Source organism: Trujillonella endophytica, from assembly GCF_900110555.1.
Taxonomy (GTDB): Bacteria; Actinomycetota; Actinomycetes; order Mycobacteriales; family Geodermatophilaceae; genus Trujillonella; species Trujillonella endophytica.
In genome coordinates this window covers 142,425-155,155 of the sequence record NZ_FOEE01000007.1, presented here as the reverse complement: position 1 = coordinate 155,155, position 12,731 = coordinate 142,425, and the positions used below count along the sequence as shown (strand labels likewise).

Genomic DNA, 12,731 nt, shown 5'->3' with positions numbered 1-12,731 from the left:
GGTCAGCCGATCCGTACGCGACTGCCCAGGATCCCCTGGGGTCGGACGACGAGGACGACGATCAGGAGGAGCAGGCCGACCACGTACTTCAGGTCGGTCGGGACGACGAGCGTCGACATCTGCACGAAGACGCCGACGGTCAGGCCGCCAACCAGGGCCCCGTAGGCGGTGCCGAGGCCACCCAGGGTCACGCCGGCGAACATCAGCAGCAGCAGGCGGAAGCCCATGTCCCACTGGACGTCGTCGGAGATGCCGAGCAGCACGCCGCCGAGAGCGGCCAGCGCCGCGCCCATGACCCACACGATGAGGATCACGCGGTTGACGTTGATCCCCGACGAGGCGGCCAGGTCCCGGTTGTCCGAGACGGCGCGCATCGCCTTGCCGATCTTCGTCCGCTGCAGCATCAGCGCGATCCCGACGAGGACGACGACCGACACGATGATCGAGGTCAGGTCCGCGTCGGTCAGCCGGAAGGCGCCGAAGTCGTTCGCCCGGCCCGAGGTCACGCCCTGGTAGGACCGGGAGCGGCCCTCGAAGACGATCTGGATCAGGTACCGCAGGGCGAGGGACAAGCCGATCGAGACCACGAGTGCCGCGACCAGCCCGGTGCCGCGCTTGCGCAGCGGCCGCCAGATGGCCAGCTCGTTGAGCGCGCCGACCGCGGCGCCGACGATGACCGCGATGATCGCCGCGGGCACGATCGACAGGCCGCCCTCCACGTTGACGAACCAGGCCACGACCGCGCCGATCGTCACGAGCTCGCCGTGCGCGAAGTTGGTCAGCCCCGTCGTCCCGAAGATCAGCGAGAGCCCGACGGAGCACATCGCGATCAACAGGCCGAAGCGCAGGCCGTCGACCAGGAGCTGGACGGCGCGGATCGGCCCGCCGGAGTTCCGGCTGCCGTCCTCGAGGCCGAAGCTCACGGCCTGGGAGAAGCCCGGCTGGACCGTGACGTTGCGGGTGGGCTCGCCGTCGAGGCTCACCCCGTCGGGGAGGGCGTCGCCGTCGATGGAGACCACGTAGGGCCCGGGCCCGGGCAGGGGCACCGCCCACTTGCCCTCGTCGTCGGTCGTGACGGTGTCGATCTCGGTGCCGTCCGCGGTGGCGACGGTGATGTCGACCCCCTCGACCGGACCGCTGCCGCTGGTGCGCAGGGTGCCGGTGACCTGTTCGCCCTCCGCCGAGGCGACCCCCGGCGTCAGCGCGGCGATGGCCAGGCCGAAGAACGCGACCAGCAACAGCCTCAGGAGGGTGCGCCTACCGGCGGACCCGCGGTGGCCGGGGGTACCGGCCCGCCCCGCGGAGGGGGACGGCGTCCGACGGGGGTCTTCCCGGCAGACGCGCGATGGCGCGTGCGTCACGCGTGCTCCCTGCGTGTGAGTGGAGCACGGAAGGTAACCCAGGGATGTTGCACAACCATTCCGCACCCGATCAGCTGTGACCGTTCCGCGACCCGCCGGTCGGCGGACCCTTCCCGGGCGGGCGGGTCCGGGCCCCGGCGGGGGGCCTCAGTCGGTCAGGGTCATGCAGGTCAGCCGGGCGGTGGCGGTGGTCCGCCCGGCGTCGTCGGTGACCTCGACCAGGAAGGTCGACAGGGTCCGGCCGACGCGCACCGGGCGGGCGACGGCGGTGACGGTGCCCGACGTCGCCGGCCGCAGGTAGCTCGCGTTGAGCTCGACGCCCACGGCCTTGCGGCCCGGCCCCGCGTTGAGGACCGCGGCCACCGAGCCCACCGTCTCGACCAGCGCGCACGTGGCGCCGCCGTGCAGGAGCCCGAACGGCTGCTCGTTGCCCGCGACCGGCATGGTCGCCACGAGGTGGTCGGGGGTGTAGTCGGTGATGCGGATCCCGAGCTTGTCGTCGAGGGGACTGGTGGGGACGCCCCCCATCCACTCCGGCGGTTCGGTCGTCGTCACGGACGCCGACGCTAACCGGGGTCCCGCCGGCCCGCGCGGGGCGGGAGGACCGTCCGGCCCGACTGCAGGGGCCCGACCCGAGCCTGCGAGGGGCGCCCGGACTGTCGGAGGCCGCACCTAGGATCGCGGGCGATGTCCGCACCGGTGACCACCTCCGCGCCCGCCGCCCCCTCTCCGTCGAGCGGGCCGCGCCCCCGCCTGCTGCTGCTCGACGGGCACTCGCTGGCCTACCGGGCCTTCTTCGCCCTGCCGGTCGAGAACTTCTCCACCACGACCGGTCAGCCCACGAACGCGGTCTACGGGTTCACGTCGATGCTGATCAACGTCCTGCGCGACGAGGCCCCCACGCACCTGGGCGTGGCCTTCGACGTCGGCCGCAAGACCTTCCGCAGCGAGATCTTCGCCGAGTACAAGGCCAACCGGTCCGAGAGCCCCACCGACTTCCGCGGCCAGGTCAGCCTCATCCAGGAGGTGCTGGCGGCGCTGCACGTGCCGGTGATCACCGCCGAGAACTACGAGGCGGACGACGTCATCGCCACGCTGACGGTGCAGGCGGTCGACGCCGGCATGGACGTGCTGATCTGCACCGGTGACCGGGACGCGCTGCAGCTGGTCAACGAGCACGTGACCGTGCTCTACCCCCGCAAGGGGGTCTCGGACCTGACCCGGTTCACGCCGGAGGAGGTCGAGACCAAGTACGGCCTGACCCCGACCCAGTACCCCGACTTCGCCGCGCTGCGGGGCGACCCCAGCGACAACCTGCCCAGCATCCCGAGCGTGGGGGAGAAGACCGCGGCCAAGTGGGTGCGCGAGTACGGCACGCTCGACGCGCTGGTGGACCAGGTCGACACCGTCAAGGGCAAGGTCGGCGAGAAGCTGCGCGAGCACCTGTCCTCGGTGCTGCAGAACCGCCGGCTGACCGAGCTCGACCGGGCGGTGCCGCTGGAAGTGGGGCCGGTGGACCTCGCCGTCGCGCCGTGGGACCGCAACGAGGTGCACACCCTCTTCGACAACCTGCAGTTCCGGGTGCTGCGCGACCGGCTGTTCGCCACGCTGACCAGCGCCGAGCCCGAGGTCGACGGCGGCTTCGAGGTCACGGCCGACGAGGTCGAGCCCGGCGGGCTGGGCGCCTGGCTCGCCGCCCATGCCGGCGGCCGGACGGGCCTGGTCTTCCGCGGCAGCTGGGGTCGCGGCACGGGCGAGCTCACCGGGATGGCCCTGGCCGCGGGTGACGACCACGCCACCTTCGTCGACCTCGGCCCCGACCTGGACGCCGCGGACGAGCAGGCGCTGGCCGCGTGGCTGGCCGACCCCGAGCGGCCCAAGGTCGCGCACGACGTGAAGGGCCCCCTGCTGGCGGTGTGGTCCCGCGGCTGGGAACTGGAGGGCCTGGTCAGCGACACCGCGCTGGCGGCCTACCTCGCCGCGCCGGGGCAGCGCTCCTTCGACCTGGGCGACCTCGCCGTCCGCTACCTGCGCCGCGAGCTCAAGGACACGGCCGCCCCCGAGGGCCAGCTCACGCTCGACGGTCTCGGCCCCAGCGAGGCCGACCTGGCCGCGGAGGCCGCGCACGCCGACGTCCTCAAGGCCGTGGCGGTCAACGACCTGTCCGACGCGCTCGAGCAGCTGCTGGGCCAGCGCAGCGCGGACTCGCTGCTCGGGGAGATCGAGCTGCCGCTGACCCGCGTGCTCGCGGCCATGGAGTTCCGGGGCATCGCCGCCGACCTGGACTTCCTGCGCGACCTGCAGCGGGAGTTCGCCGACGGGGTGGCCGACGCCGCCGCCGAGTGCTTCGCCGTCATCGGGCACGAGGTGAACCTCGGGTCGCCCAAGCAGCTGCAGGCGGTGCTGTTCGACGAGCTGGGGCTGCCCAAGACCAAGAAGATCAAGTCCGGGTACACGACCGACGCCGAGGCGCTCACCTCGCTGCTGGCGTCGACCGGGCACCCGTTCCTCGAGCACCTGCTGCGCCACCGCGACGTCACCCGGCTCCGGACGGTCATCGACGGGCTGATCCCGATGGTCGACGACGGCGGGCGCATCCACACCACCTTCCAGCAGACCATCGCCGCCACCGGCCGGCTGTCCTCGACCGACCCGAACCTGCAGAACATCCCGATCCGGACGGCGGAGGGGCGCCGCATCCGGCAGGCCTTCGTGGTGGGCAGCGGCTACGAGTCGCTCATGACCGCCGACTACAGCCAGATCGAGATGCGGATCATGGCGCACCTGTCCGGCGACGAGGGCCTCATCGAGGCGTTCATGTCGGGGGAGGACCTGCACTCCTTCGTGGCGTCCCGCGCCTTCGACATCCCGATCGACCAGGTCGACCCGGAGATGCGCCGCCGGATCAAGGCCATGAGCTACGGCCTGGCCTACGGGCTGTCGGCCTACGGGCTGGCCCAGCAGCTGCGCATCACCCCCGAGGAGGCGCGCGGCCAGATGCACGCCTACTTCGAGCGCTTCGGTGGCATCCGCGACTACCTGGACACCGTCGTCGACGAGGCCCGGCAGACCGGCTACACCGTGACCACGCTCGGGCGCCGTCGCTACCTGCCCGACCTGACCAGCGACAATCGGCAGCGGCGGGAGATGGCCGAGCGGATGGCGCTCAACGCCCCCATCCAGGGCTCGGCCGCCGACGTCATCAAGGTCGCGATGCTGCGGGTCGAGTCCGCGATCGCCACCGAGGGGCTGCGCTCGCGGATGCTGCTGCAGGTGCACGACGAGCTCGTGCTGGAGGTGGCGCCGGGGGAGCGGGAGGCGCTGGAGGCGCTCGTCCGTCGGGAGATGGCCGGCGCCGCGGAGCTGTCGGTGCCCCTGGAGGTCTCCGTCGGCTTCGGCCGCACCTGGAACGACGCCGCGCACTGAGCTCCCGGCCGGCTACCCGCCGTCCTCGGAGCCCTGGGCTGGTACCGGGCCCGCCACCGGCGGGCCCTCCGGGCCCCGCCGACGGCGCCGGGGGTCGATCGCCGTCGCCGCCCTCGACCTGACGTAGAGGGTCAGGGGCGGGCTCCCGCGCCCGGCGCGCGGGCGCGGGAGCAGACGGGGTCATTCCGCGAGGATGCGGGCCTTCTGCTCGGCGAACTCCTGCTCGGTGAGCACGCCGCCGGCTTTGAGCTCACCCAGCTGCTTGAGCTGGTCGAGGATGCCGGCGGAGTCACGAGCGGGCGGCGGGGCGGCAGGTTGGCGCGACGCGACGTCGTCCTGGTACGCGGCCTGCCGGTCGGCGGCGGTCTGGCCGTCGCGCTCGGCGAACTTCGCGTCCTGGTGGCGGCGGACGCGACCGGCGACGCCGGACGCCGTCCCCGCGACCACGGCCGTGCGGGCGAGGCCGCGTAGCAGTCCGGGCATGGGAATCTCCTCAGCTCGTCATCTCGGCGGGACGGCGCGCGTCCCAGGTCTCCAGGGCCGCCATCAGGTCCGTCGCCGGGATGCGCGCGCTGGCGATGACCTCGCCCCCCGACTCGAGTGCCGCCGCGACGAACGGGACGGCCCACAGGTTCTCGTAGACGATGAGTACGGCCAGGGTCCCCGGCTCGAGCGCGGCGGTGGCGGCCGCGAGGTCCTCCTCGTCGAGCAGCCCCGTCTGCGCCCCGGCGAGGTCGCGGAAGACACCCACGGCCTCGCCGGCCGTGTCCGCGAGGTCCAGCGAGTACACGTCGCCCTGCGTGGTCCGGCCCACCACGACCAGGTCGTAGATCGCGATGATCCCGCGCTCGACGAGGTCCGCGACCGCCGCCGCGGCCCGGCCGGTCAGGCGGTCCTCGTGGAACTCGAGGAGGACGTAGTCCACAGGGCCGAGCACCTCTGACTCTGGCATGGCTGATCCGCTCCGTCCGTCTCGTCGGCTCCGTCGACGGCCACGGTGCGGCGGGCGCGGCGGCGCCGCATCACCCGACCCGGATGAGCCCGGGGTCAGGCGCGGTGCGCGACCAGGACGAGGGTGCCGGGGACGAGCGCGCCGCGGGCCGGCGACCACTGGCCCCACTCCTGCGTGCGGCCCGGCGTCCACTCCGGCTCGACCAGGTCGTCCAGGACCAGTCCCGCGCCCACGACCGCGCGGACCCAGTCGCCGATCGTGCGGTGGTGCTCGACGTAGGTCGCCCGTCCGTCGTCGTCGGTCTCGACGTAGGGCGTGCGGTCGAAGTAGGACGAGGTCACAGTGAGGTCGGCCGGGTCCGGGGAGTCCGGCAGCGGCCAGCGCATCGGGTGGTTCACCGAGGCCACGAAGCGACCGCCGGGCCTCAGCACCCGGGCGACCTCGCGCAGCGCAGCGCCGACGTCGGCGACGAAGGGCAGCCCGCCGAACGCCGAGCAGACGACGTCCACCGAGCGGTCGCGCACCGGGAGTGCCCCGACGTCGGCCTGCAGCAGCGGCGCGGGCACGCCGGTCGCCCGGTTGAGCTGCGCGGCGCGGGCGAGCATGCCGGCGGAGAGGTCCAGGGCCAGGACGTCGGCCCCGGCGCGGCGCAGCCAGCGGGAGCACGGCGCCGAGCCGCAGCCGATCTCCAGGACCCGGCGGCCGGCGACGTCGCCGAGCAGGTGCGCGTCGGCCTCGCGCAGGCCCTCGGGACACCACAGGAAGTCGACGTCGCCCAGGTCGGCGCCGTGCTCGGCCAGGTACGCGGGGGCGGCCGCGTCCCACCAGCGCCGGCTCGCGCGCACGGACTCGGCGGCCCCGGCGCTGCGGCGGGCGACGCCACCGGGCGCCGGATACCCGTCCGGACCGAGGGGGAGCGGGGTGCCGCTCACGGCAGGTGCCTCATCACCGGCAAGCGTGACACGCCGAGCCGCCGGACCCCTCCGGGACCCAGGTGGACCCGACCGCCCCGGGCTCCGTACCATGGGGAACTGCGCCAGAGGTCTGTCAACGCTGTCCCTGCCCGGGGATTCGCGCGCGCCGGCTCTCCCCGCTCCCCGCGGTCACCCGGCCGCGGGACGTCCTGTCCCTACGCATCCCCCGTCCGGAGCAACCAACCACATGACCTCCACCCAGGTCCGTCCTTCCAGCACCCCCCAGGTCGCCATCAACGACATCGGTAGCGCCGAGGACTTCCTCGCCGCCATCGACCTGACGATCAAGTACTTCAACGATGGCGACATCGTCGAGGGCGTCATCGTCAAGGTCGACCGGGACGAGGTGCTGCTGGACATCGGCTACAAGACCGAGGGCGTCATCCCCTCGCGCGAGCTCTCCATCAAGCACGACGTCGACCCCAACGAGGTCGTCAAGGTCGGCGACGAGGTGGAAGCCCTGGTCCTCCAGAAGGAGGACAAGGAAGGGCGTCTGATCCTGTCCAAGAAGCGCGCGCAGTACGAGCGCGCCTGGGGCACGATCGAGGCGAAGAAGGAAGCCGACGAGGTCGTCACCGGCACCGTCATCGAGGTCGTCAAGGGTGGTCTCATCCTCGACATCGGCCTGCGCGGATTCCTCCCCGCCTCGCTGGTCGAGATGCGCCGCGTCCGCGACCTGCAGCCCTACGTGGGCCGCGAGCTCGAGGCGAAGATCATCGAGCTCGACAAGAACCGCAACAACGTCGTCCTGTCCCGTCGCCAGTGGCTGGAGCAGACGCAGTCCGAGGTCCGCAGCGAGTTCCTCAACAAGCTCGCCAAGGGTCAGGTCCGGACCGGCGTCGTCTCCTCGATCGTCAACTTCGGTGCCTTCGTGGACCTGGGTGGCGTCGACGGACTGGTGCACGTCTCCGAGCTGTCGTGGAAGCACATCGACCACCCCTCCGAGGTCGTCGAGGTCGGCCAGGAGGTCACCGTCGAGGTCCTCGACGTCGACCTGGACCGTGAGCGGGTCTCCCTGTCGCTGAAGGCGACGCAGGAGGACCCGTGGCGCCAGTTCGCCCGGACCCACCAGATCGGCCAGGTCGTGCCCGGCAAGGTCACGAAGCTGGTGCCGTTCGGTGCGTTCGTCCGCGTGGACGAGGGCATCGAGGGTCTGGTGCACATCTCCGAGCTGGCCGAGCGCCACGTGGAGATCCCCGAGCAGGTCGTGCAGGTCGGCGACGAGATCCTGGTCAAGGTCATCGACATCGACCTGGACCGCCGCCGGATCTCGCTGTCGCTCAAGCAGGCCAACGAGGGCGTCGTCGGCGAGGAGGACGTGTTCGACCCGGCTCTGTACGGCATGGCCGCGTCCTACGACGACCAGGGCAACTACATCTACCCCGAGGGCTTCGACCCGGAGACCGGCGAGTGGCTCGAGGGCTACGACGAGGCCCGCGAGACCTGGGAGAAGCAGTACGCCGAGGCGCAGACGCGCTACGAGGCGCACCGCAAGCAGATCGCCGCTGCCAAGGAGGCGGACGCCGAGGCCGCCGCGGGTGGGAACTACTCCTCCGGCGACGTCGCCCCGGCCGACCCGGCCACCGGCGGTGGCGGTGGTGGGGGCACCCTGGCCAGCGACGAGGCGCTCGCTGCGCTGCGGGCCAAGCTCGCCGGCGGGGAGTGACCGCGCACCCGCGAGGGTGAGCTGACAGATCGGCCACGGAGGCCCAGGACCGCGAGGTCCTGGGCCTCCGTGCTGTCCGGGGCGGGTGCCGGCCGGGGCGTGTGACCCGACACGGGCACTGCGCGCCGGATGACCGTTCTGGGGCTGGAGCGGTCACCGGGCGCACAGTGCCCGTGGAGACGCCTGGCTAGAGGCTGAGGATGATCGCGAAGGCGGTGCGCGGGCGTCCGCCGGAGCCGGCCAGGAACGACCAGGTGTGCCGGCCGGCCGGGGCGCTCGTGGTCAGCCAGCGGAGGAAGGCGTTGCGCGGCCGGACGACCGCCTCGCGCTGCGCGAGCCGCTCGCCGACGCCGGGCAGGTCAGCGGCGCGGACGCCGGAGGGCCGGTCGAGCCGGTGCCGACCGCGGGAGCCCGCGGTGGTGGGAACGGTGGCCTGCATGGGACGCGACATCGCGGGTTCTGCCTCTCTCGGCGGGGGGAAGATCGCCGAGTCGGACGTTATGAGCCGTGACGGGTGTGACTGGTGCGACGCGCCGGGCAGGACGGGCGCGTGTTACCCGTCCGTGATGGTGGGCGGCGTGCTGGCTACTGTCCGTGCGTGCTGCGCATCGGGTTGACGGGTGGAATCGGATCGGGCAAGAGCACCGTCTCGCGGCTGCTGGCCGAGCGGGGAGCCGTCGTCGTCGACGCGGACGCGATCGCCCGCGAGGTGGTCGAGCCGGGCACGTCGGGGCTGGCCGCGGTCGCCGCCGTCTTCGGGGACGAGGTGCTGACCGCCGACGGCGCCCTGGACCGGCCGGCGCTGGGTGCCGTCGTCTTCTCCGACGCCGAGGCCCGGGAACGGCTGAACGCGATCGTCCACCCCCTCGTCCGGGAACGGGCGGCCGAGCTGGCGGCGGCGGTGCCCGAGGACGGCGTGGTGGTGCACGACATCCCGCTGCTCGTCGAGGCCGGGCGGGCCGGCGCGGACCGGGGCGGCGAGGGTGAGGCCCGGCGAGCGCACGACCTGGTCCTGGTCGTCGAGACCGACCTCGACACCCGCCTGGCGCGGCTGGTTCAGCGGGGGATGACCGAGGACGACGCCCGCGCGCGGATCGCGGTCCAGGCCACCGACGAGGAGCGCCGAGCGGTGGCCGACGTCGTGCTGGACAACAGCGGGACGCCCGAGCAGCTCGCCGTCCAGGTCGACCGGTTCTGGTGCGACCACGTCCTGCCCCGGTTGGGCTGAGCACCCCCGGAACGCCGAGAGGCCCCGACCTGCCGGTCGGGGCCTCTCGGGGTGGTGGGCGATACTGGGTTCGAACCAGTGACCTCTTCCGTGTCAGGGAAGCGCGCTACCACTGCGCCAATCGCCCGGGGTCCGGTCTTGCGACCGGCCCGCTCCACCGCTCTCGCGAGCGAGACGAGGTGGAGACGGGATTTGAACCCGTGTAGACGGCTTTGCAGGCCGTTGCCTCGCCTCTCGGCCACTCCACCGCACACACGGGCGCCGGTCTCGCGACCAGCGCCCGAGGTTCCGAGCGGACGACGGGATTCGAACCCGCGACCCTCACCTTGGCAAGGTGATGCTCTACCAACTGAGCCACGTCCGCGTTGCAGGGAGAACATTACACGGCCTCGGAGGGCCCTCGACGGGGGGTCCCCCCGGGGGGTCAGCGGCCCGCCGGGTCCGCGCCGCCACCGGACAGCAGCGCCGCCAGTTCGTCGTCCACCTGCAGGGCGGTCGCCTCGGCGCCGATGGGGACCACCTGTTCGGTCTGCCGCAGGAAGGCGGCCACGGCGGTGCGCGACAGCTCGAACAGCGCCTCGCCCGACGGTGCGCGCAGGTGCAGGAACAGGACGTCGCCCGTGGTGCGGGCCGGCCAGAGGCGGACGTCGCCGTCCCCGGTCGGACGCTCCAGCCCGGCCCGCAGCAGGTCCCGGCCGAGCAGCCAGGAGATGCCGTCGACCGCGTCGGGTTCCCCGAACGAGATGCGGACGGCGTACGGGTCGGCCGCGTCGTAGCCGAGCGTCGCCGGCACCTCGGTCCAGGCGTGCGGACCGACGAGGTGCAGCGTCACGGGAGTGGTGGGTCCAGGGGTGGAGCGGCTCGCCATGACCGGGCAACGAGCGAGGCGGTGACTGGTTGCGTTGACACGACTCCCGGGCGTGTCGCACCGGGCGTACGCGCGGGCCCGGGGGAGGGACCGGCGAACCGATCCGCCCCTCGTTCCGAACGTCCCGTGTGACCATGGGAGCCGTGACCCGTCCCGCGCGCCGAGGAGGCGACGACGCGGGGGACGCCCGCCTCGTCGAGCGCCTGCGCGCGGGCGACCGGTCCGCCGTCGACGACCTGTACGAGCGCTTCTCCCGCCCCGCGTTCGCCCTCGCGCGGCGGGTGCTGGCCGACGACGGGCTCGCCGAGGACGTGCTGCAGGACGCGTTCCTGGCCGTGTGGCGCGATCCCGGCGCTTACGACGGCACGCGGGGCGGTTTCGCCTCGTGGTTCCTCGCCATGGTCCACCACAAGGCCGTGGACGCCGTCCGCCGCGAGGAGTCCCAGCGCCGGCGCCGGGCGCGCGCCGAGGACGAGGTGCTGCTCGCCGTCCCGACGGCGACCGCGGACGTCGAGGACGACGCCTGGGCGCGGATCCTCGCGGGGCAGGTGCGGGACGCGATGCAGGCGCTCCCCGACGCCCAGCGAGAGGCCCTGACCCTCGCCTACTACGGCGGCTACACCCAGCGGGAGGTCGCCGCCCTGACCCGCGCTCCGCTGGGGACGGTCAAGACCCGGATGCTCGCCGGCATGCGGCGGCTCCGGCAGGACCTGGGCGGCGTGGCCGGCGCCGCGCTCGGGGGCGCCCTCGGGTCGGCCGCGGTGGACGGGACGACCCGATGAGCCGGCAGCGGACCTGGCCGGAGCCCGACGGCCACGAGACGTTCGACGAGCTCGCCGTGGGCTGGGCGCTGCACGCGCTGGAGCCGGAGGACGAGGTCGTCTTCGACGGGCACCTGCCCGGTTGCTCCCGGTGCGCCCGCACCGTGGCCGAGACCGCCGAGGTGATGGGCGCGCTCGCGGTCGACCTGCCGGCGTCCGCGCCGGACGAGGCGCTGCGGGACCGGCTGCGGGCCGCCGTCGAGCGGTCCACCCAGGTGTCGCCGCCCGCGCCCGCGCCGTCCGCACCCGCGCCGTCCGCACCCGCGCCGTCCGGCGACCGCGGGCCGTCCGGCGGGCCGCTGCCCGGCCCCACCCCGGTTCCCGTCCCCGGCGCGGCCCGGGGCGGCGCGACCGCCGCCACCGGGTTCCCCGCCTACCGCGAGGCCGGGCGGGCGGGCGAGGATCCCGTGCCCCGCTCGCCGTGGCGACGGGTGGTACCCAACGCCCTGGCGGCCGCGGGGATCGCCGCGATCCTGGGCCTCGGCAGCTGGATCGTGGTGCTCGACGACGCCCGTGACGAGGCGGTGGCCGGCGCCGAGGAGCAGGCGGGCGTCGTCGCCTCCCTCCTCGAGCCCGGGACGGCGACCATCGCGCCGCTCACCGGGGACGGCGGGCGGGTGGCGACGGTGGTGGCCCGGGACGCGGAGGTCCAGGTCGTCGCCCACGGATTGCCCGTCAACGACACCGAGCGCGAGACCTACGTCGTGTGGGGCATCGACGACGGCCCGGTCGCGCTGGGGACCTTCGACGTGGTCCGGTCACAAATGGACGTCCGGACCGTAGGCTCCACGACGACCGGGCTCGGCGACTTCGACGGCTACGCCATCAGCCTCGAGCGCGGTCGGCAGGCGCCGCCGGCTCCCACGGCGGTCGTGGCGGCGAGCGGGTAGGTGACCAACTGAGCGAGCAGGAGACCGTGGCGGCTCCCGGGACCGCGGCGCACGCGCCACGCGGCGGGCAGCCCGACGGCGCGCGCCCGGCCCTCTCGCCCACGGAGGAGCGTCGGGCGCACTTCGCCGAGGACGGCATGCACTCGCTGCGCGAACGCGTCGCGGAGTCGGCCTGGCGTCGGCGCCTGGCCGCCCGGCGCAGCATCGACCACGCCTACCGCATCGGCGTCGGCATCGTCGGCGGCCTCATCGTCGCCGTCGGCCTCGTCACCATCCCGCTGCCCGGGCCGGGCTGGCTCACCGTCATCGCCGGCCTCTTCGTGCTCGCCAGCGAGTTCTTCTGGGCCGAGCGCCTGCTGGAGTTCACGAAGGGGCACGTCGCGGCGTGGACGAGCTGGATCGGCCGGCAGCCGATCTGGGTCCGCGGGCTCATCGCGCTGGCCACCGCCGCGTTCGTCTACGGCGTCCTGGTGGTGACGCTGCACCTCGTGGGCGTTCCCGGCTGGGTGCCGGGGTGGGTTCCGCTCTGGCACTAGCCGTCTGGC

General features: G+C 73.6%; 13 protein-coding genes and 3 tRNA genes. 6 read left to right on the top strand and 10 right to left on the bottom strand.

Annotation, left to right across the window (positions count from 1 at the left end; translation table 11 throughout):
• Positions 1 to 2: 2 nt before the first annotated feature.
• Positions 3 to 1,238, bottom strand: coding sequence for a branched-chain amino acid ABC transporter permease (locus tag BMY88_RS12760; RefSeq protein WP_244524651.1), 1,236 nt, complete (start codon positions 1,236 to 1,238; stop codon positions 3 to 5).
• Between the two features lie 270 nt (positions 1,239 to 1,508).
• The gene (locus BMY88_RS12755) at positions 1,509 to 1,916 is read right to left on the bottom strand and encodes a PaaI family thioesterase (protein WP_244524650.1); all 408 of its coding nucleotides are present in this window, start codon (positions 1,914 to 1,916) and stop codon (positions 1,509 to 1,511) included.
• Positions 1,917 to 2,048: 132 nt separating this feature from the next.
• Here BMY88_RS12755 and polA point away from each other — a divergent pair, with 132 nt between their 5' ends.
• Entirely contained in the window at positions 2,049 to 4,787 is a 2,739-nt protein-coding gene (gene polA, locus BMY88_RS12750) for a DNA polymerase I (RefSeq protein WP_091943708.1), read from the top strand.
• Positions 4,788 to 4,967: 180 nt separating this feature from the next.
• Here the strand turns inward: polA and BMY88_RS12745 are convergent, their stop codons facing one another.
• The 3 genes from BMY88_RS12745 to BMY88_RS12735 form a co-directional block, all read right to left on the bottom strand.
• Positions 4,968 to 5,270, bottom strand: coding sequence for an SHOCT domain-containing protein (locus BMY88_RS12745; RefSeq protein WP_091943706.1), 303 nt, complete (start codon positions 5,268 to 5,270; stop codon positions 4,968 to 4,970).
• A gap of 10 nt (positions 5,271 to 5,280) precedes the next feature.
• The gene (locus tag BMY88_RS12740) at positions 5,281 to 5,739 is read right to left on the bottom strand and encodes a DUF6325 family protein (protein ID WP_091943704.1); all 459 of its coding nucleotides are present in this window, start codon (positions 5,737 to 5,739) and stop codon (positions 5,281 to 5,283) included.
• A 95-nt stretch (positions 5,740 to 5,834) separates the two neighbouring features.
• Entirely contained in the window at positions 5,835 to 6,671 is an 837-nt protein-coding gene (locus tag BMY88_RS12735; RefSeq protein ID WP_244524649.1) for a class I SAM-dependent methyltransferase, read from the bottom strand.
• Positions 6,672 to 6,900: 229 nt separating this feature from the next.
• Between BMY88_RS12735 and rpsA the strand changes: the two genes are divergently transcribed.
• Entirely contained in the window at positions 6,901 to 8,379 is a 1,479-nt protein-coding gene (gene rpsA, locus BMY88_RS12730; protein WP_091943699.1) for a 30S ribosomal protein S1, read from the top strand.
• 187 nt (positions 8,380 to 8,566) lie between these two features.
• Here rpsA and BMY88_RS12725 read toward each other — a convergent pair whose 3' ends face one another.
• Positions 8,567 to 8,830: a hypothetical protein gene (locus tag BMY88_RS12725; RefSeq protein WP_091943697.1), complete on the bottom strand. Its 264-nt coding sequence runs from the start codon at positions 8,828 to 8,830 to the stop codon at positions 8,567 to 8,569.
• 147 nt (positions 8,831 to 8,977) lie between these two features.
• On the opposite strand from BMY88_RS12725, the gene coaE reads away from it, so the two are divergent.
• Positions 8,978 to 9,607, top strand: a complete 630-nt coding sequence (gene coaE, locus BMY88_RS12720; protein WP_091943695.1) for a dephospho-CoA kinase — start codon at positions 8,978 to 8,980, stop codon at positions 9,605 to 9,607.
• Positions 9,608 to 9,659: 52 nt separating this feature from the next.
• Here coaE and BMY88_RS12715 read toward each other — a convergent pair.
• The 4 genes from BMY88_RS12715 to BMY88_RS12700 all read right to left on the bottom strand — a co-directional run bounded on the left by BMY88_RS12715 (position 9,660) and on the right by BMY88_RS12700 (position 10,439).
• Positions 9,660 to 9,734, bottom strand: a tRNA-Val gene (locus tag BMY88_RS12715).
• 50 nt (positions 9,735 to 9,784) lie between these two features.
• A tRNA-Cys gene (locus BMY88_RS12710) sits at positions 9,785 to 9,855 on the bottom strand.
• 43 nt (positions 9,856 to 9,898) lie between these two features.
• Positions 9,899 to 9,971 (bottom strand) — tRNA-Gly (locus BMY88_RS12705).
• 60 nt (positions 9,972 to 10,031) lie between these two features.
• Positions 10,032 to 10,439: an SsgA family sporulation/cell division regulator gene (locus BMY88_RS12700; protein ID WP_244524648.1), complete on the bottom strand. Its 408-nt coding sequence runs from the start codon at positions 10,437 to 10,439 to the stop codon at positions 10,032 to 10,034.
• Between the two features lie 170 nt (positions 10,440 to 10,609).
• On the opposite strand from BMY88_RS12700, the gene BMY88_RS12695 reads away from it, so the two are divergent.
• From BMY88_RS12695 to BMY88_RS12685, 3 genes are read left to right on the top strand one after another with little or no spacing between them, the layout of a single operon-like run.
• Positions 10,610 to 11,257 (top strand): sigma-70 family RNA polymerase sigma factor, encoded by a 648-nt coding sequence (locus BMY88_RS12695; RefSeq protein WP_244524647.1) that lies wholly within the window; start codon positions 10,610 to 10,612, stop codon positions 11,255 to 11,257.
• Positions 11,254 to 12,186 (top strand): anti-sigma factor, encoded by a 933-nt coding sequence (locus tag BMY88_RS12690; protein WP_091943689.1) that lies wholly within the window; start codon positions 11,254 to 11,256, stop codon positions 12,184 to 12,186. Before BMY88_RS12695 ends, BMY88_RS12690 begins: the two co-directional genes overlap by 4 nt.
• A gap of 26 nt (positions 12,187 to 12,212) precedes the next feature.
• Positions 12,213 to 12,722 (top strand): PGPGW domain-containing protein, encoded by a 510-nt coding sequence (locus tag BMY88_RS12685; protein ID WP_244524646.1) that lies wholly within the window; start codon positions 12,213 to 12,215, stop codon positions 12,720 to 12,722.
• The last annotated feature ends 9 nt before the right edge of the window (positions 12,723 to 12,731 follow it).